We start from the raw sequence: 18,145 nt of genomic DNA, 5'->3' as shown, positions 1-18,145 counted from the left end.
GCAAGGCGATTTGGGTGTGACATTGCGAGTGAGATCTTTGGCACAATTCGTGCCGGCATTTGGTCTAAGATTGAATGGTCGTGCATTTGAAACCGATCCATGTTTGAAGTGGGCTGATGCTCACTTGGGCAATCGCGGGTGGCTCGGTTCAGTGATGACGACTGCCTTGGGATCATCCACGCGAGAAGCACTGCATCTCACGTTTCACCATCGAGTTATTGAATAGCTTTCATGACGGTCCACGTTTTTGGTCACCGCAATCCGGACACGGATGCGATTTGCAGTGCTTTGGCCTACGCTGATTTTCTTCGTCGAACCACTCGACCTGACGCGGTGGCGGCCTGTTGTGGTCCGCCTAACGAACGGACCGAATTTGCACTTCGGAAAGCCAAACTGACGGCACCCAAGATCATCATGGATGTCCGGCCCGAGCTTGAGGATATCTGCAATCGAGACGTCATCGTCGCTCGAACCTCGGACGTCTTCTATGAAGTTTACGAACGGATGGATGAGCACGAGCTTCGGTCCATTCCAGTGTTGGACGACAACGATCAGTTGATCGGATTGGTCACGCTGCTGGATCTGTTGGAGCTGGTCTTCCAAGGTGGTGTCGATCCATACCGATCTCGAGAAGTTCGCACCAACCTCGACAAAGTCGTTTCCGTCTTGGGCGGATCGTACCAGCACGCGGTCGATTCCAGCCTCAATGAGGACATGATCTTGACCGTCGGTGCGATGAGCGCCGGTGGTTTCTGCGAACGCATGAAGCAATTCCCGGCTGACCGGTTGTTGGTCGTCAGCGGTGACCGGCCGACGATCCAGTTGCCGGCGCTTGAAATGGGTGTGCGAGGATTGGTTGTCACCGGAGGCTATGAGCTCTCCAGTGGTTTGATGGAACTTGCCCGGGGACGTGGCGTGACAGTCATCAACAGCCCGTACGATACCGCCACGACGACGATGCGGATCAAAGCTGCTCAGTTGATCGAAGAGGTTGTCAATCGAGATTTCTTGGCGTTGTCCGCCAAGCTTCCTGTGGCGGCGGCGAAGCAACAAATTTATCGTTCGGCTCAAACCGTGTTCCCGGTCGTCGACAACCAGAAATTGATCGGCGTGTTGAGCAAGTCGGACATGGTGCACCCACCTCGGCCTCAGTTGGTGTTGGTGGATCACAACGAAATTGGACAAGCGGTCGAAGGGGCGGAGGATTCCGACATTGTCGAGGTTCTGGATCACCACCGGCTTGGTGGTTCTTTAAAATCCACCGGACCGATTCGGTTCATCATGGATCCCGTTGGGTCCACGTGCACATTGGTGGCACGCATGTATCGGCAAGAAGGATTGGAGCCTGAACCTGGCATCGCACTTTGCATGGCATCGGGAATCATCAGTGACACGTTGTATCTGCGATCGCCAACGACAACCGACGTGGATCGCGAATTGCTGGAGTGGTTGCAGGGTTACTGCAAGGTGGAGTTGGCTGAGTACGCAAACGAGTTCTTCGAGATCGGTTCGGCGCTCCGATCTTGCACACCGGACAAGGTTGTTCGAGAAGATTGCAAACAGTTCGAAGAGAACGGACGACGATTCTCGATCTCTCAAATCGAAGAGATCGGCCTCGATCTGTTCTGGGAACGCCAAGCCGAACTCAGCCAGGCTTTGGTTCGATTGTCGGAAGAAGAGAACCTTGAGTTCTCAGCCCTGTTGGTGACGGATATTTCCAGCAACGGAAGCTTGTTGCTGATGAGCAGCGAGCCGGAAGGCTGGGAGGAAATCAATTACCCCCAGCTCGAAGATCGATTGTATAAATTGGAGAACGTTGTCAGCCGTAAAAAGCAATTGTTGCCGCTGATCAGCAGCCTATTGGAAAATTCACCTGAACCCACGTGAGTCTGACATGCAGTTCCGCATCGTGCATTTGATCTTGGCGTTGACGTGGGCTGCGGTTGTTTTTTCACTGGTTCGATTTCACATGGTGTTCTGGGTCGCTCTTTGCCCGGCGACGATTGGACCACTGGCCGGCAGGGCCGCCTCAGGAACTTTGGAAGGCATGGTTCTCGGGTTTCTATCCACCCTGTTTTGGTGCTTCCTCGCGTCCGTCTTCGCGGGAATGGTGTTAGTGTCATTTGCTGTGGCGGTTTACCTTCAGGGAATGGGGCTGGACTCAATGTTGGGGCTCGTCATTGGTCTGACCGGGTTCTATTCTCTCATCGCCTTGTTTGCCGGGTACATTGGCGGCCGCATCGCGATTTCTTGAGACGGCGTGCTGTCACTGAATGAGTAGTTGGCATCGGTCTCGTTCCACGTTTTATCTCTGGTGACAAATATGACTCGATGGCCCGGTGTGAAGCTCTTTGATTTGTCCGGCCGAACCGCCTTGATTACGGGAGGTTCGAAAGGGTTGGGCGAAGCGATGGCGGCCGGGCTCGCCTCCGCCGGTGCGAATGTCTGTTTGGTCAGTCGCAATGAACAAGAAGCGTCCGCGGCCGCAGAAAAGATTGCTGGTGAATATCCGGTTCGATCGATTGGCATTGGAGCGGACGTGACGGTGGAAGCCGACGTTGCAAACATGGTTCAAGCATGCGTTGATCAACTATCCGGATTGGATGTGTTGATTAACAGTGCCGGAATCAACGTGCGAGGTTCTATCGACGAGTTGTCGCTGGAACAGTTTCGCCAGGTTCAAAGCACCAATGTTGACGGCATGTGGTTGTGTTGCAAACACGCCAGTTCAGTGATGAAGAAAAACGGTTCCGGCCGGATCATCAACTTGGCCAGCACGCTTGGTTTGGTCGGGTTGGCCAACCGAACGCCCTATGCATCCAGCAAAGGAGCGGTGGTGCAGATGACACGCGCGTTGGGACTGGAGTTGGCACCACACAATGTCACCGTCAACGCGATTTGCCCGGGTCCGTTTTTGACTCCGATGAACGTTCCCATCGCGGATAGCGAGGAGGCCAAGCGGTTCATCGTTGGGGCGACGGCGCTAGAGCGTTGGGGGCAGATGCAAGAGATCCAAGGAGCCGCGATTTTCCTGGCCAGCGATGCGTCGAGCTACATGACAGGCAGCATGTTGACGGTCGATGGTGGTTGGACGGCTCGCTGATCTGGAAAACTGCCGCGTGAGTTTTGAGGTTGGGTTTTTCTTCGAATGGCCAACGGCCAAATTCAATTCAAAACGTTTACGTGGATGTTGGCCGTTGGCCAACAAAACCGACTGCAAAAGTGCAGTTTTAAAACTTTCGCGGCGGGAATCTGGGGAATGCCTCGCTCACGCGTCGGGTTTTCACTTCGACGGCCTTGGAAGGCCATTGTACGGAACCCCGAGACCGATCTTAGCGGCGGTACGAGTGAACGCCGACGTCAGACAATAGCGTTCCCATCTCGCGACTAATTCGAACCAGCGACAAGCTGTAGTTCGTTTGATCAACATGCAATTGGCGTTGGGATTGGAGAAGCTCTTCCGTCGCGTCGATCAGGAATTCCAGCTGAATTTTTCCGGCATCGTAGAGGGCTCGTGAAGAAGCGAGGCGGTCCTGCCCTGCTTCAACGCGGGCGAGCGAATTCTGCAATGCGGCGAAGCTGGATTGGCTATTTGAAATCGCGTCGTGAATTTCAAACGTCACCGCGTGTTGCTGTTCTTCCAGGATAGAGCGTTCGCGGTGCAATTGCAGCTTGGCATTTCGCACCGCGGCTTTGGCTTGTCGCCGCAATGGAGCGACACCCATCTCGACGCCGAATTCCCATTCGGTGTGATCGAACGAGAAAAAGTCCTCTGCTGCACTGCTGAAACGTGGTCCGTCGCCTGTCAGGTCGTCTCCAAAGCCTCTCACTCGTGTGCGACCGATCATGTCCAGTCGTGGAAGCAAGAAGTTTTTGGCGGCGACTAGCCGGAGGTTCTGTTGCTGGACCTGCAAACGTTGACGCCTGAGTTCGGTTCGGTGTTGGAACCCGCGTGCAACGCTGTCGTCAATTGCGAATTCGAACGGTGCGGTCGTGAACCCATCGGCTGGTCTCAGGAGTCGGCCATCGGCGATGGGCAGACCGATCATACGCCGGAGTGTTCGTTCGGCGTTTCGGATTCCCGTCTCGCCCTCGCTGCCGCCCAGTGCAAGGTCAGCTTCACGCTGGTAACGATAGTATTGGGCTCGCGTTTGAGCTTCCTTGTAGGCTTCGCCACCAATCAGTCCGGATTGTTTCTTTGACAGGACCGTTTGCCAGATTTCGTACGAGACGTCTCGAGCTTGACGAATGCTGTCGTACGAATGATAGAGTCGTTGGAGTTGCCAATATGCGGTGTAGAGTTCGAGGAAGTAATCTCGCAACTGAATCTCAAAATCCGCTTGGCTGATTTGCGAATTGATTCGAGCGATCCAAATTCCGTTCGAGAAGTTCAATCCTGGGCGAGCATTGGGCCCCGCGATGAGATTGAACGTGCGTCCGGCACCCTGCAGCAACGGTTGACGCACTCCCAATTCCAGTTGGGTCTCCCAATAACTTGGGAAAGAGTTGCCCGCTCGATTGTTGCTGTCGTACTGGTGGATGGATTGCACGTCCCACTGGGTGCCCCAAGTGTTTCGCTTCGTCCATCCGGATTGAAATTGGGCGTAGTCTTGCACCAGCTCTTGGACTTGTCCGCCCAGCGTGGCATTGTTGAAGACGCGGTCGTTGTTTTGGGTTGTCAGTGAGGCACTGAGTTGACTGTCGAATTCCGCCAAAGCCGCCTGAGGGCCAAACATTGGGTCGGTCGCTTGAATCGCGGTGTCGTAGGCCGTCGTGACAGAGGCCGGTGCTTCGAGGACTCGTACGCCGAGCGATCGGATGACGTCGCTGTTTTGCAACGCCAACGTGATCATCTCGGATTCCGTCAGATCCCAGAATTCCGGTGACTGCGATCCGCCCAACGGCGGAACCGACGAAGTCGTCGTGGAGATGTCCAATTGGCCAGCTTGTTTCGCGGAGGCCAATTCGATTAGACGTCGCGTGTCCTGCTTTCCGCCGAACGGATCGTGAGAGCCGGTGGAGGCAGGCTCGACGCGGTCATTGTAAAAGTGGGGCACGACGCCGGCTTGTTGCATGGCGGTCGGGGTTCCCAGGCGAACGGCCGATGCTAGGTTCGTTCGCCCGTTGAGTTCGCTCGATACGTTGATCTCGCTGGAAACCTTGGTTGCGGTGAGAACGCGATCAGGCATCGGTTGATTGGATCGGCATCCGATCGACGTGAACGCCAGTGCGAACGCCACAGTCCAACGTTGCAACGCACCATCCCAGCCACCATGACAATGGCGATCGCAGAACGGCGAATGACTGCGTTGCAAAGGCATACGTGGACAGACGGTAAGGAAACCTACAAACTTGGTGGGACGCACTCGGAATCAAACTCCACCGTGTTATCGTCGCAAAGCGAACACGCAAGGCACTTTGGGCCGCGACGCGTGTTCATCCGTCACGACCGTTGACACCCCCCGACCCCCGGAAACCAATGGCATCTCGCGCTCGTTCCGTCACTTTGGTCTCGCTGATCCTTTCGACGCTTCGTCATCGTCAAGCTGTGACGGTTGCGGTGGCGCTCGGGGTTGCAACCGCGACCGCGGTGATCACGGGGGCGTTATTGGTGGGCGATTCCATGCGTGGCAGCTTGCGATCGCTGACGGTGGAACGTCTCGGGAAGATTGAATCGATTGTTTCGCCTGGTGCATTTTTCCCGTTGGCGGATTTGTCTATCGAAGGCGAATCGATCGGTCAGGGTGAAACGAAAGCAAAAGGCACCGCCGCGAAGGATTCCTTTGCAACGCCGGTCATTTTGTTTCCCGGTGGCAGTATCGAGGCGGATGTCGAAGGTTCGGATCGCCAGCGTCGCATCGGCGGCGTTCAAGTGCTTGGAGTCGACGAATCGTTCTGGGACTTGGACGTGACTGGAATTCGACCGGAGGCGATGCCGGGAGGAGAAAGTGTTGTCTTGAACCAAGCCGCCGCGGACGAATTGAAAGTTTCCGTGGGCGATCAGGTCACTTTGCGATTGCCGGTCGAGGGTGCTGTGCCGGCCGATAGTCCGCTGGGCCGTCGGGAGATCCAAAGCGAAGGTTTGCCTCGCATGAAAGTTGCCGCGATCGTTCCTGATTCCGGACTGGGTCGGTTTTCACTGAGCCCCAACCAAGCGGCACCCAAGACGGTTTTTGCATCTCGCACCGTCATCGCAGACGTGTTGGATCGCGATGGGCAAGCAAATGCCATTTTCCTGGCTCGCGAAATTTCTGCGGATGACGTGAGTTGGTCGCTAGAAACGCTGGGATGGAACCTACAACACATTCAGCGAGGTCGCGAAAAAGGTGGCGAGCCGATCATCGACTACGTATCGCTAACCAGCGAGAACTTGTTGCTGAAGAACGATGCGGTGAATGCGGTGATGGACGCGTTGCCCGAAGGCACCGTCACGCCGGTGATGACTTACTTGGCTAACGCAATTGAAAAGGTCGATCCCAAAACGGGCGAAGTCATCGTCAACGATCAATCTCACTCGGTTCCCTACAGCACGTTGTCCGCCATTGATGACGGGCCCACGTTGCCGCTGGACTATTCGTTTCAGGAACAGCCGACGACCGAATCGGGTGAAACTCCGATCGTGTTGAACGATTGGACGGCGAACCGTTTGGGTGCTGCAGTCGGCGATCAGGTTCGAGTGTTCTTCTACGAACCGGAAGTCGAAAACGGACGCGAAATTGAACGGTCGTTTGATGCGGTGGTGACCGAGATTGTTCCGGTGACGATTCCCAGCAAGCCTTACCGTAGGAACCGAGAAGCTGTCTTCGACGAGCCGATCACACCCTACAACGACCCCGCGTTGACGCCCGATGTTCCCGGTGTGACCGATCAAGATTCAATTGGCGATTGGGACTTGCCCTTTCAGTTGGACCGAAAGATCGAACGAGAGGATGATGCTTATTGGAACGAGCAACGATTGACTCCCAAAGCGTTTGTTCCGCTGGACGTCGGGCAGACGATTTTTGGAAGCCGCTTTGGGCAAACGACTGGGTTGCGGATTGATGCGAGTTTGGCCAAAGACATGCCCGCCTTGCGAGCGAAGATCTTGGCTGCCACACGCGGCGTGCAGGGTGAGCTTGGCTGGATACCACGATCCATTCGTGCCGAACAGTTGGCGGCATCCAAAGGCACCACGCCCTTTGACGGTTTGTTTTTGGCCTTGTCGTTCTTTGTGATCTTGGCCGCGATGATGTTGATCGCTTTGTTGTTGCGATTGGGCGTGATTCAACGGCTGAGTGAATTCGGCACCTTGTTGGCTGTCGGCTTCACGCCTCGCCGAGTCATGAAGTTGGCTTTGGGCGAAACGGCGGTGACCGCCGCGTTTGGAACCTTGATCGGAATCGCCGGCGGGGTGGCGTACGCGTGGGCGGTGTTGTGGGCGCTGAAGTCATGGTGGGTGGGAGCGGTCACGGTTCCGTTTTTGCAATTTTACGCGACGCCACTGTCAATCGCACTCGGAGGAATCCTGGGCTGGTTGGTGTGCATGTTCACAGCCGCTTGGACGTTGCGTTTCTTATTGCGATTGAACCCTGCGGCGTTGGTTGGTGGTCGCACGATGGATTCATCGCATGCATTGAGCGGCGGTGCCAAGGCGAAGAAGCCAGGTGTTGGCAATGCATCGAAATGGGTTGCCATCGCGTTGTTGGCTCTGGCCTTTGTTGCCGCGATTGCGGGAGCGATGGGCGGCGGTCAACAAGCGGCAGGCGGTTTCGTCGGAGCCGGAATGTTGTCGTTGGTGGCCATTTTGATTTGGGTGCACCGATCGCTTCGCAGACGAAGTGATTCTGGTGCGGCTCGTGGCGAGAAACCAACGACGGGTCACGCGATGCGATCACCGGGGCTGGGCGGTGGTTCGCTGAGCTCCTTGGCGATGGCCAACGCTCGTCGCAGTCCCCTACGCAGCACGCTTGCGATTGGATTGGTCGCGACGGCGGCGTTTTTGATTTTGTCCATCAGTGTGTTTCGGCTTTCACCGACGCGAGAAGGGACCGGCGGCTTTGACTTGATTGGCCAAACGGCCCAGCCGCTTCACCAAGATCTTCGTGCGGAAGACGTGCGTGCGGAGTTGCTTGGTCGAGATGCCGAATCATTCACCAAAGACGACGTTCGCGTCGTTCCGTTTCGGATGAAGGGCGGTGACGATGCGAGTTGCAACAATCTTTATCAAGCGATGCGTCCTACGGTGATCGGATTGTCGGATCAAGACTCGCTGGACGGATTTGGTTGGGCGAGCATGGAGGCGGACACCTCGGAGGCGACATGGGAATTGTTGAATGTCTCAGCGAGTGGAACGCTCGAGGATCCGGTGCCGGTCGTGATCGACCAAAACACCGCCATGTGGAGTTTGCAAATGCGTGGTGGTCTCGGTGAGGTCAAGGCATTCGACTACGGCAGCGGTGACGTGCATTTTCGCGTCGTTGGTCTGTTGGCGGGGTCAGTGTTGCAGGGGAAGTTGATCATCGGCGAACGAGCCTTTGAGAACGTTTTTCCGAGCTCAACTGGATACCAGTATTTCCTTTTTTCAATGCAAGGAGATGACGCAGCGGAGGCTGAACGAAGTACAGGATCAAGCCGCGACGAAGAAGTTGATGAGATCGCTGAAGTATTGGAGTCGCGTTTGGTTGACGCTGGCATGGATGTGCAGCGGGCTGATCACGTGTTGGCCGGTTTGCTGGCGGTTCAGAACACGTATTTGCGGACCTTCCAAAGTTTGGGGGCGTTGGGATTGTTGCTAGGAACGATTGGTTTGGCGGTGGCTCAGTTGAGAAGTGTTTTGGAACGTCGCGGCGAGTTGGCGGTGATGCGAGCGGTCGGATTCACCCGTCAACGTTTGGCTGCGTTGGTGTTGGGTGAGAACACGTTTCTGTTAGCCATCGGGATTGGTTGCGGAGCGGTGACCGCGATGATGGCCGTTTTGCCGTACGCTTGGTTGTCAGGAACCAACATGCCGATCGCGGAACCGCTGGGGATCTTGCTAGCGATTTTGTTGTTTGGGACCTTGGCCGGTTTGGTGGCCGTTTGGAAAGTGTTGACGCTGCCGTTGATCGAATCGTTGCGAGCCGAAAATGCAGTTGTTGAACTTTGAAAACGACCCTGCCGAAGATCCATCGATCCTCGCCCGCAGGCAACTCGCACGCGATGAGGCGATGCTGCAGTGGGCGGACGAAGTCGTCGGCGACAATGAGTCCACGACGATTGATACTGAATCGTTGCGGATGTGGCAGTTTGATCAGCCGACCGTCGTTTTGGGGCGCAGTTCCAAGATCAATGACGAAGTGAACCGCCCGTGGTGTCAGGAGCATCGAATCGAGGTGCTGCGACGTTGCACCGGAGGCGCTTCGGTGGTTGGCGGACCAGGGTGTTGGATGTACAGCGTTGTGCTTCGGTTGCTCGACGAAACATCAATACGCAAAATCGACGTTGCGCACGATTATGTGATGCAACACGTTCTCGCGGCGGTCCAGACGCAGTTGCCAAACGCGGAACGAAAGGGAATCTGCGACCTGACGTTTGAAAACCGAAAATTCTCAGGCAACAGCCTGCGTGTGGCGCGGCATCACCTGCTTTATCATGGCACCGTCTTGGTCGATTCCGATCTGGATCTGATCCAGTCGTGTCTGGAATTTGCACCGAGACAACCGGACTATCGTGAGCAAAGAAGTCACCGCGAATTCATCGGAAACATCGACGTCGACGTTTCTCAGCTGACTTCGGATTTGGCCAAGCAATTCGGTGCGTTGTCCACTCCTGACTCGTCGGTGGTTCGATCCATCGAGGAAGCCACCGACGAATTGTTAAAGACACGTTATGGCACCGCAGAATGGCACGTTCGACGTTGATCGACGCCGCGGCCCGTCGTGGAAAGAGTGTCCAAGATTGCGAGACGTTGCCATTGTCAGGGCGTATGAATTGGTTATCTTTACAAGACGATCTGCACATTTTTTGTCGCCATTGCACCCTTTCGTGAAAGGATTCTCATGAAGACCCGCATTCCATTGAGCAAGGCTGAGGAAGAAGCCCGACTGCGCCGTGAACGTCTCGATCTGAGCATCGCGGAAATGGGTTTGACTGTTCGAACGACAAACTGCCTGGAAGAGACCGGTATTTTGACCGTTCGTGACCTTCTCAACGCGACGCCTCGACGTTTGCTGAAAATCAGCAACTTTGGCGAAAAGACTCTCGAAGAAGTCTACGACGCTCTCGAGCAACTTGGGTTCTATCGCCCAGGCCGTCAGGCCGTTTCGACCGCCAACTGATTGCTACGGTAGTCCTTTGTGAGACGATCCTGGTCGAGAACGCTTCTGCGTCCCTGGAGTAAGAAACGGGGACGCCGTTCGCGAACCGGGGCCACGCGTGGAATTCTGGGTGAACTCGCTTTCTACCTTGGATTGATTTTGCTGGGCGTTTTTGCGCTGGCATTGGTCATCGTCTCGTCTGCGATGATGTCTCGGATCGGCATTGATCTTCCTGAGGAGGCCCGTCGGGTTCTGGAATCCAACCTGACTCAGGGTGGCGGAAGATGGGGGCGATGGATGGTTGCGGTCGTTTCGGTTGCTTCCATCGCGTCCGGAGTGTTCGGGCTTGGCTACCGATTGCTGCATCTTGGATTCAGCCAAGAGCGTATTTCAGCCAGTCGGAAACGGGCCATCGACGAGACTCGATCGTTGGCCGGACGAGATTCAGCGGCGGAAGAGTCTTCGCAATCGTTCGAACCGGAATTCGATCCCCAGGAATTTCCCGAATTACCGACGGTTCCTCGTCGCCAAGGAATGAATGAGAGTCCCGGTGAGCGGCTTCGCTTTCGGTTGGCTTCGATCTCGACCGGGCGGATGAGCGTGTTTGGTTCGGCAGCACTCGCATTGGGCTGGAATTGCCTGTGTTTGGTGCTGTTGGCGGTGGTTGTATCCGGTTGGTGGTATGACATGCCGCGGCCCATTTTGGCGGTGCTGATGGTGCCGTTTTCATGCGTTGCGGTTTGGTCCTTGCGGGTGTTTTTGAAGCAGGTCCGGCAAGTCGCCGGGGTCGGTGCGACGGTGGTGGAGATCAGTGACCACCCGCTGCAGCCTGGTGGGCAGTACGAGCTGTTTGTCTCGCAAATGGGCAAGATGCACCTAAAATGGCTGAAAATCGAATTGGTTTGTGAAGAAGAGTCGTTTTTCCGCCAGGGCACGGATGTTCGTAGTGATCATCATGTGGCACTGCGGCAAGAATTGCTGAAGGAAAAAACGGTCCGTGTTGACCCCCGCGGGCCCTGGGAGCAACAATTGTCATTCGAGCTGCCTGAAAACGTGATGCATTCATTTGCTGCAACCAACAACGTCGTCAGGTGGCGACTGCTAGTTTCCGGAGAGTCCCGTCCGTGGCCATCGTTCTGCCGAAGTTTCCCGCTGCTCGTCCATCCGCCGCTCATGTCGCCCCCCGACAGCCCGCGGTGAATGTGTCGGTCTGTCGTGATGACGGATCGTATGCGGCCGGCTGCCAGCTGAAGGCGGGCTGGCGAATCAGTCGGGTCGAGCTCGAAGAATTGCAAAGCGTTGAAATCTCTGTGCTCTGGCACACTGAGGGTAAAGGCGACGAGGACCTCGGGGTCCACCATTTCCAGCGATACGACCGCTCGGACCTTGAGCGACTCCCGCTGAACGATCGTCACGAAATCCAGTGTGTGCTGCCGGCCTCGCCGCTCAGCTATCAGGGCCACCTGATGCAAATCCACTGGAAAATTCGCGTGCGAGTGTTCTTGGCAGACGGTCGCGAGATCGTGGCTGAACAACCGTTTTATCTTGTCACGCATCAACCGGACTCGAATCAGGAATTGATCACCGATCCGGTACCATTCGAAGACCGTCCTGACCCACCTCAGCGAAGATCGCTCGCAGCAAAGCTTCCATCGGTCATCTCTCGGCTACGCGGCCGTCGCTCTCAGTCTTAGCAAAGTGTCGTGATGGTCTGGCGGTGCGTCGCAGCAGCGTCGCTTCGGTCCTTGATCCGGATCGCCTGATGAATGTCTGATCCATATCGCCCGCCCGCCATCAGCTTGGAAAAAGAAGGTGGCTCGCAATTGTGGAAACGCCATGTGCCTTTGCCGCTGCGGCCGCAATCGTTGTAGTGGACTTCTGCGACTTCTTCGGTGATGAGATCGTCGGTGGCCGCTTCCACACCCATGCAGCCGGCTAGTGCACGGCGGTTTTCAAGGTTTTGGATGAACAGGCGACGACGGTTGTGGAAGCGACGTTTCCTGGCATCTTTCCATGTTGGTGTTCGATGATGAACGAGTGTGACTTGACGCTTGTTCGCATCATGAAGGGGATCGGGCGTCACAATGGCATCACAAAAATGCGGATAGAGAAGGAGGCTTCTTCGGGAACGTGACAAACATGTTCGGCATTCGTCCTTCTTAAGGAGGGAATTGTTTTGTCGCTGTTCAGATCTCGCTTTCCCAACTTTCTTGAAGGAGCGTTTCATGGGGTTTCACCATCGGTTCGGATTGGTGGCGGGCCTAGTTTTGGCGTTGCTCGCAACTCGTAAAGGAATGGCAGAGGACGCGATCGCCGGACGCGAATTGTTTGAACGAGAATGGGAGTTCGTGGACCGGCCACAAACCTTCGCCGAATTTGAGACGGCGGCCCCGAGGTCGTTGCGACCAAGGCGAGATCGAGATGGAGAGATGAGACGCGGCCACCGTCGACCGCATCGAGGCGAAGGCGGAATCGTGCCGTTCGTCCGCGTTGACGAGAAACAGCCTCTCATCGCCGATGGTTTGGGACCCATGCACAACGCGAAGTCTTGCGTGTCGTGTCACCCGGGCGGCGGTGCATCGGACGTGGATCACAACGTGACTCTTATCACAGCGGATCCGCGGTCACTATTCTTTGAAGAGCCGGTTGGTTATGAAGGTCGTGGCGGAACGAAGGGGGCTGTGATGGATTTCTTTCCAGGACTGGTGTCAGGCAACACCCTGTCGTTCACCGCTGTCGTTCACGATGCTTCCACTCGTCCTGGATATCAAATCATCCGCCAGCGTTTGGCGTCGGGCGTGCCTGATGGTCTGCATCCAGAGTGGTTCAGCCCTCAAGAACGGAACGTCGCCGCGATTGCGGGCCAACCGGTGATAGCCGGTCGTTACGAGACACTCGACTATTACCTCAGTCAACGAAACTCAACACCGCTGTATGGAATGGGGCTGATCGAGTTGGTTCCATTGAATCGGTTGATTGCGCTGGCGCAGTCGCAGAATCGGTCGTCTAGAGGTGTGATCTCGGGACAAGTTGCCGGCAAGTATGGTTGGCGAGGTCAGGTCCGCACGCTGTCTGATTTTGTTGCGGGAGCCTGCGCGACGGAGTTAGGACTCAACGTGAGCGACACGGCTATGCAAGCCGGCGATCCGGCTGATCCTCGCTACGTCAGCTACGCCGCGGATATTTCGCCGCGAGAAGTGGCAGATCTAACGAGCTACGTTGCTGGATTGCCCGCCCCGCAAAGACAATCGTTATCGTTGGAAGAACGCAAGCAGGTTCGCCGCGGTGAGAAGGTCTTCAGTTCGATTGGATGCGTAGCCTGTCACATCGAAGACTTGCAACCGGCAAGAGGAATCTACAGCGACCTGTTGTTGCATGACATGGGAGCTGGCCTGCAGGATCCGTCTCCCGCGTCTGTTTTCCGAGTGGGCAGCCCTTCCTTCGCCGAAGCGACCAGTGTGTATTCCGCACGACATGGCCGAGGTGCTGCACTAGACGCGAATGGCCAGCTGTATCGGGATCGCGACGGGCCGCCGGGAAATCGCAGGCGATCCAAATCGCGTGGGCGAAGCTCTGACGTTTTAGTGGGAACACCCATGGTCGTTCCTTTGGCCTATCCAGATCAGCCACAATTTCCTCGTGGCGAAATCAGCGAACTTGACCTCAAACTTCGGTATCAATCCACATGGGATGCGATGCAGCGGGAATGGAAGACTCCGCCGCTATGGGGAGTCGCTGATTCGGCACCCTACCTTCACGATGGCCGAGCCAAAACGTTGACGGATGCGATTTTGTGGCATGGTGGAGAAGCGTCACAATCCATGCGAAATTATGTGAGGTTGGGCGATGGACAGAAACGATTACTGGATGTGTTTTTGAAGAGCTTAAAGGCACCAACGAACTGACCGGCGACTCTCAGCGACCCACTGCCCCGGTCTGTCCTACTACCACCGGCGTCCATTCACCGCCGTTCCAGTGGGATCTTAACTACTAGTCGCTGTCGTTTGGTGACTCGTTGAATGATTGGTCCATTGTGGCATCCATCGCAGCCGACTCAGTGGACGACGATCCAGCTGTCGATGTGGTGGAGTCTCTGTTCTCTGACCCGCGTTCGTGTCGCCCCCACCATCGATCGGCCTCTTCGATCGTCCAATCGCTCGCGGCCGCACATTTGGAGATGAGGATTCCAAGGTCACGTGCGGTTTGTGGCCGCTTTGCCCGTGACTTCTCCAGGCATCCCATGATCGCGTCTTCGAGTTGACTGGATACTTTGACGTTGCCGCGTTTGGACGGAGGGACTGGCGATTCTTCGATGTGTTTTTGGCACAAATCGACCAAATTGGCCGCTTCGAACACAGGTTTGCCCGTCAGCAGGAAGTAGCCGACGGCACCGACGGCGTAGATGTCGCTGCAAGCGTCAACGGTCATCGGTGCCTGGATGGACTCTGGCGACATGTACAACGGCGTTCCCGACATCGAACTCCCCTCGTTCGCGGGCGATCCTTCAGTGCGGTCAACGGCTTTGACCAAACCAAAGTCCAGGACCTTCACAACATCAGGTTCACAACCGCGGCGATTCAACATCACATTGGCGGGTTTGATGTCGCGATGGACCAGGCCTTGAGAATGAGCTTCGAACAGAGACCCGCAAATCTGAAGCAGAATGTGTATCACTCGGGCCTCAGACTGAGTCCCATACTTGTTGACGAGGTCTTGAAGGTCGATGCCGTCTAAGTATTCCATCGCATAGTAGAACACTCCCTCGGGCGTGCGACCGTAGTCGTAAATCGCGATCGTATTGGAGTGGTTCAACTGGCACGTGATCTGTACTTCTCGTTCGAACCGAGCGATCGAAGTGTCATTCACTTTGTCAGCATGCAAAAGCTTGATCGCGGTGGGACGCCGCAGCATCGAATGGTGCCCTTTGTAGACAACGCCCATCGCGCCCTCGCCAAGCTTTTGGTCCAACGTGTATTGGCCAAGTTGCTGGGCTTCGATCACCGCTTCCCGCGATTGACGTTGCAGTCGCGCGACGATCAGGGTGAACGCGAAAATCACAATGGCGCACAACATCAATAGGATGAAGATCGTCAAGAACGTTCGCTGCAAGATCACAATCGGACGAAACGCTTGGTCTGCATCGACTTCAATCGCAACGCCCATTTGATACTTGGGCAACCATCGCCAAGCACCGATCACGTTCTTTCCGCGGTAGTCTCGATAGCCGTCCACATTCAGGCCAGAATTACCTGCGATTGCATCGGCTGCCATGGTTGTCAGCGGCAACTGAGACCGTCGACGGTTGGGGCGAAAACCTCGCGTCATGTCAACACCGGGGTCTCGCACGGACATCTGCAAAATGGAATGCGAATGGGGTTGGTCTGGCAACAGACCCATCAAGATGAGCTCTTCGTCGAAGCGGCTGTTGCTGATCATGATGCCGTCTTCATTGAAGGCATAGGTTTCACCCGATTCACCCGTCCGGCCAAGCTGAAGGATCGGAATGAACTCGCGTTCGGGACGAATCTGCAGTGCAAGAACTCCCACGACCTGAAAGGATGGATCGCGAATCGGGGCGCAGACATACATGGTTGGAACGCCCATTCGGGATCGTCCATCCGCGTCCTTCATCATCACGACGCTGGGGAACGGAGGGGAGACGAACGCTTCGCCTGCCAGTGCACGATCAATGAATGGTTCGTATTCCGAAATCCCTTGCTCACCGACCAAAGCGGCGTGGGTTGCCGAGACGATTCGTTTGGACTTGTCGATCAACAGATAGCTATCGAAGTCGTGAGCCGACATCGCGGGGCCCAACTCGGCCGCCAGTTCTTTGTGTGGGTCATCGGGCGATGCTGGGGACGAAGCAGGTTGCTCCGTCTGGAACAACTGGTACACCGTTCGTCGCACGGTGGCGTCGTTCGCCAACGCCTCGGCCGCGGATTCTTGAACGCTGAACCACTTGGTCAGCATTTCAGCTTCCAGATCGACCAGCGTCTGCATCCCCGAGCTGACGTTGCCCTTGATCGTTGATTCAATCGCATTGCCCATGAAATAGCCAATGGTCGACAGCACGACGACGGCAACGATTGGCCAGATCCAAAGCTGCTTTTGAAGGTACAGACCGGTTCGGGTGACCGTTGCGGAAATGCTCCGCGAAGCCCACGTGATGTGGGCATCGGGATGCACCCGGGAATTTCGGGACCGATTCAACCGTTTCAGTGGATTCATGCTGGAAAGCTAGGGAGGTTACTTCGCCGTTTGCGAACCGTAGCCTAGTCTAAATCGCAGCAAATCATAGAAAACTGGTTCCATTCAGGAAATGCGTTGTTCGACGACTGTAGACGACCTGAGGACTCGTCTCCTATCGCTATTCAAAGACGATGGTTTTGATCTGGTGACACGCTCGGCTTTTAGGGACCGCTTGATGCTTCGGCGTATCGAAGGTGGACGGAGACATTGTTGAACGCACTCATTTGCTAACGGCCCCCCGGTCGCCTTTGATCGCAAAGTCGCGAAAGTAGCCGCAACGGAAACATTTGAATTGCAGGTGAACACCACATCGTAGCGGGGAGTTTTGGTGGCACCGATCGCTGCAATCATTGACTGTATTATGGTTCAGAACGTCGCGAGTGTCGGGTTACGTACAGAAGATCCTCGTCTGGGGCATAGAACAGTTGAGCGGTATCAGTACGAAACGCAAGCTGGTTCACGTATTCATCATCGACGGAACTGGTGAGTTGTGGAAAGCGGTCGTCGGGAAAGAGTGACGCAAACCTGTCGCTCGTGATCGATCGAATCCATTCATCTCCACTGACGATTTGTTCCATATCAGCTCGTGACATCGAACGTTTAGCGTGAACGAAAAAGCCATCGTTGAACGTGTCGTGTCGTTTCAAAGCGAGAATCGTTGTGGTGGCGGGAAGCTCTTGACCCAAGGCCCATGAAGCACGGGCTGATGGCGTGGAATGATGCAATTCCAGCCCGAAGAAGAGGGCATAGCACCTGCCCCAATGATGAGTGCAAAACGTGGTTTCCCTCGATCGGCCAACCAATTGAACGGCATCGTTGAAACAAATCCAATTGCCATTAGGATCGGAAACCCGATGACGGACCAGCCCGATGCGGATAGTCCCCAGAGGAACGCCCCGGGGTAGTAATCCATGTTCGACATTCCGAGGCCGGACAAAATTGCAAAAGCGATCGACCCGATGACGGTCCAGAGCCAGCGATTTCGATTGGATTTTAGATTCGCGTTCATCAGTACGGATGTGCGAGCATTGAATCGAGGCGTTGGTTGGTGCCGCGTAGTGCGATGACACACTGCTGTATCAGCGACGTGCGATTGAGCTTTCTCCGTCGGATGGCGTACCGCGTCATTGACTCGGGATTGTGCCGTCAACCAATACTGAAATTCTCGCAAGCAGCAGCTAACCCAGTTCACCTAATCTTGGCGTGGTCTTGTTTGGTGAAAACCTCCTTTGCTTTTACGGTCTCTTTCTTGTAGGCAGTGTAACAAATCAATTTCGAACGATAGAGAGCGCGAAACGAAAGCAACTCCAGGGAAGTAACAGCCCGCAACACGCTGAGAAAAAGTCGGGACTCGCACGGTTGTCTCGCCCGGCAAAGCATTGCGGGTAAATCGAAGGGGACAGGAGCGTGAAGGAGTTCATGCGTCGACTGATGATACCCATCCCTTTTGATCGCTCTTCGGCCGCCGCAGAAGTGTTGCGATTTCGATCGCATGTCTAAGGCAATAATCGCTAGCAAGCCCGGAGGAGTTTTGGAGCAGGTTCGCCACCTGGGTCCGAGTCTCTACGTAATGACACGTGAGCATGGTGGTGTAAGGGATGCCTGAGCAAACACGCCCA

Annotated in this window: 12 protein-coding genes; 9 read left to right on the top strand and 3 right to left on the bottom strand. The window is 55.6% G+C overall.

The genetic code is table 11. The features are described 5' to 3' along the window. The first annotated feature begins 231 nt into the window (after positions 1–231). The 3 genes from RB_RS14435 to RB_RS14425 all read left to right on the top strand — a co-directional run bounded on the left by RB_RS14435 (position 232) and on the right by RB_RS14425 (position 3,103). On the top strand, positions 232–1,887 hold the full coding sequence (locus tag RB_RS14435) for a putative manganese-dependent inorganic diphosphatase (protein ID WP_007326733.1): 1,656 nt from the start codon (positions 232–234) through the stop codon (positions 1,885–1,887). 7 nt (positions 1,888–1,894) lie between these two features. Next, a complete protein-coding gene (locus RB_RS14430; protein ID WP_011121236.1) occupies positions 1,895–2,254 on the top strand; it encodes a hypothetical protein in 360 nt (119 codons plus the stop codon). A gap of 69 nt (positions 2,255–2,323) precedes the next feature. Beyond that, on the top strand, positions 2,324–3,103 hold the full coding sequence (locus RB_RS14425; protein WP_164922035.1) for an SDR family NAD(P)-dependent oxidoreductase: 780 nt from the start codon (positions 2,324–2,326) through the stop codon (positions 3,101–3,103). A 229-nt stretch (positions 3,104–3,332) separates the two neighbouring features. Here RB_RS14425 and RB_RS14420 read toward each other — a convergent pair whose 3' ends face one another. Beyond that, on the bottom strand, positions 3,333–5,321 hold the full coding sequence (locus RB_RS14420) for a TolC family protein (RefSeq protein WP_165447218.1): 1,989 nt from the start codon (positions 5,319–5,321) through the stop codon (positions 3,333–3,335). A gap of 158 nt (positions 5,322–5,479) precedes the next feature. Here RB_RS14420 and RB_RS14415 point away from each other — a divergent pair, with 158 nt between their 5' ends. The 5 genes from RB_RS14415 (at position 5,480) to RB_RS14395 (ending at position 11,968) form a co-directional block, all read left to right on the top strand. After that, positions 5,480–9,124 (top strand): ABC transporter permease, encoded by a 3,645-nt coding sequence (locus RB_RS14415; protein WP_164922034.1) that lies wholly within the window; start codon positions 5,480–5,482, stop codon positions 9,122–9,124. Beyond that, a complete protein-coding gene (locus RB_RS14410) occupies positions 9,105–9,878 on the top strand; it encodes a lipoate--protein ligase family protein (RefSeq protein ID WP_011121230.1) in 774 nt (257 codons plus the stop codon). The genes RB_RS14415 and RB_RS14410 overlap by 20 nt, the downstream gene beginning before the upstream one ends. Positions 9,879–10,016: 138 nt before the next feature. Then, positions 10,017–10,295, top strand: coding sequence for a DNA-directed RNA polymerase subunit alpha C-terminal domain-containing protein (locus RB_RS14405; RefSeq protein WP_007326741.1), 279 nt, complete (start codon positions 10,017–10,019; stop codon positions 10,293–10,295). Between the two features lie 18 nt (positions 10,296–10,313). After that, positions 10,314–11,474 carry a hypothetical protein gene (locus RB_RS14400; RefSeq protein ID WP_011121229.1) on the top strand — a complete coding sequence of 387 codons (1,161 nt, stop codon included), beginning with the start codon at positions 10,314–10,316 and terminating at the stop codon, positions 11,472–11,474. 2 nt (positions 11,475–11,476) lie between these two features. After that, positions 11,477–11,968 (top strand): hypothetical protein, encoded by a 492-nt coding sequence (locus RB_RS14395; protein ID WP_007336293.1) that lies wholly within the window; start codon positions 11,477–11,479, stop codon positions 11,966–11,968. Here RB_RS14395 and RB_RS14390 read toward each other — a convergent pair. Next, on the bottom strand, positions 11,965–12,357 hold the full coding sequence (locus RB_RS14390) for a hypothetical protein (protein ID WP_231845653.1): 393 nt from the start codon (positions 12,355–12,357) through the stop codon (positions 11,965–11,967). The two genes, RB_RS14395 and RB_RS14390, sit on opposite strands and share 4 nt — an antisense overlap. 142 nt (positions 12,358–12,499) lie before the next feature. Here RB_RS14390 and RB_RS14385 point away from each other — a divergent pair, with 142 nt between their 5' ends. Further along, positions 12,500–14,179 carry a di-heme oxidoredictase family protein gene (locus RB_RS14385; RefSeq protein WP_011121226.1) on the top strand — a complete coding sequence of 560 codons (1,680 nt, stop codon included), beginning with the start codon at positions 12,500–12,502 and terminating at the stop codon, positions 14,177–14,179. A gap of 85 nt (positions 14,180–14,264) precedes the next feature. On the opposite strand, the gene RB_RS14380 is transcribed toward RB_RS14385, so the two are convergent. After that, positions 14,265–16,505, bottom strand: coding sequence for a serine/threonine protein kinase (locus RB_RS14380; protein WP_007326746.1), 2,241 nt, complete (start codon positions 16,503–16,505; stop codon positions 14,265–14,267). Between the last annotated feature and the right edge of the window lie 1,640 nt (positions 16,506–18,145).

The organism is Rhodopirellula baltica SH 1 (assembly GCF_000196115.1).
Taxonomy (GTDB): Bacteria; Planctomycetota; Planctomycetia; order Pirellulales; family Pirellulaceae; genus Rhodopirellula; species Rhodopirellula baltica.
This window is presented reverse-complemented; position numbering and strand designations above follow the sequence as displayed.

Bases quoted from the DNA above. Each gene is read 5' to 3' on its own strand.
- RB_RS14435 (WP_007326733.1), top strand. From the start codon at position 232: ATGACGGTCCACGTTTTTGGTCACCGCAATCCGGACACGGATGCGATT.
- RB_RS14430 (WP_011121236.1), top strand. From the start codon at position 1,895: ATGCAGTTCCGCATCGTGCATTTGATCTTGGCGTTGACGTGGGCTGCG.
- RB_RS14425 (WP_164922035.1), top strand. From the start codon at position 2,324: ATGACTCGATGGCCCGGTGTGAAGCTCTTTGATTTGTCCGGCCGAACC.
- RB_RS14420 (WP_165447218.1), bottom strand. From the start codon at position 5,321: ATGCCTTTGCAACGCAGTCATTCGCCGTTCTGCGATCGCCATTGTCAT.
- RB_RS14415 (WP_164922034.1), top strand. From the start codon at position 5,480: ATGGCATCTCGCGCTCGTTCCGTCACTTTGGTCTCGCTGATCCTTTCG.
- RB_RS14410 (WP_011121230.1), top strand. From the start codon at position 9,105: ATGCAGTTGTTGAACTTTGAAAACGACCCTGCCGAAGATCCATCGATC.
- RB_RS14405 (WP_007326741.1), top strand. From the start codon at position 10,017: ATGAAGACCCGCATTCCATTGAGCAAGGCTGAGGAAGAAGCCCGACTG.
- RB_RS14385 (WP_011121226.1), top strand. From the start codon at position 12,500: ATGGGGTTTCACCATCGGTTCGGATTGGTGGCGGGCCTAGTTTTGGCG.
- RB_RS14380 (WP_007326746.1), bottom strand. From the start codon at position 16,505: ATGAATCCACTGAAACGGTTGAATCGGTCCCGAAATTCCCGGGTGCAT.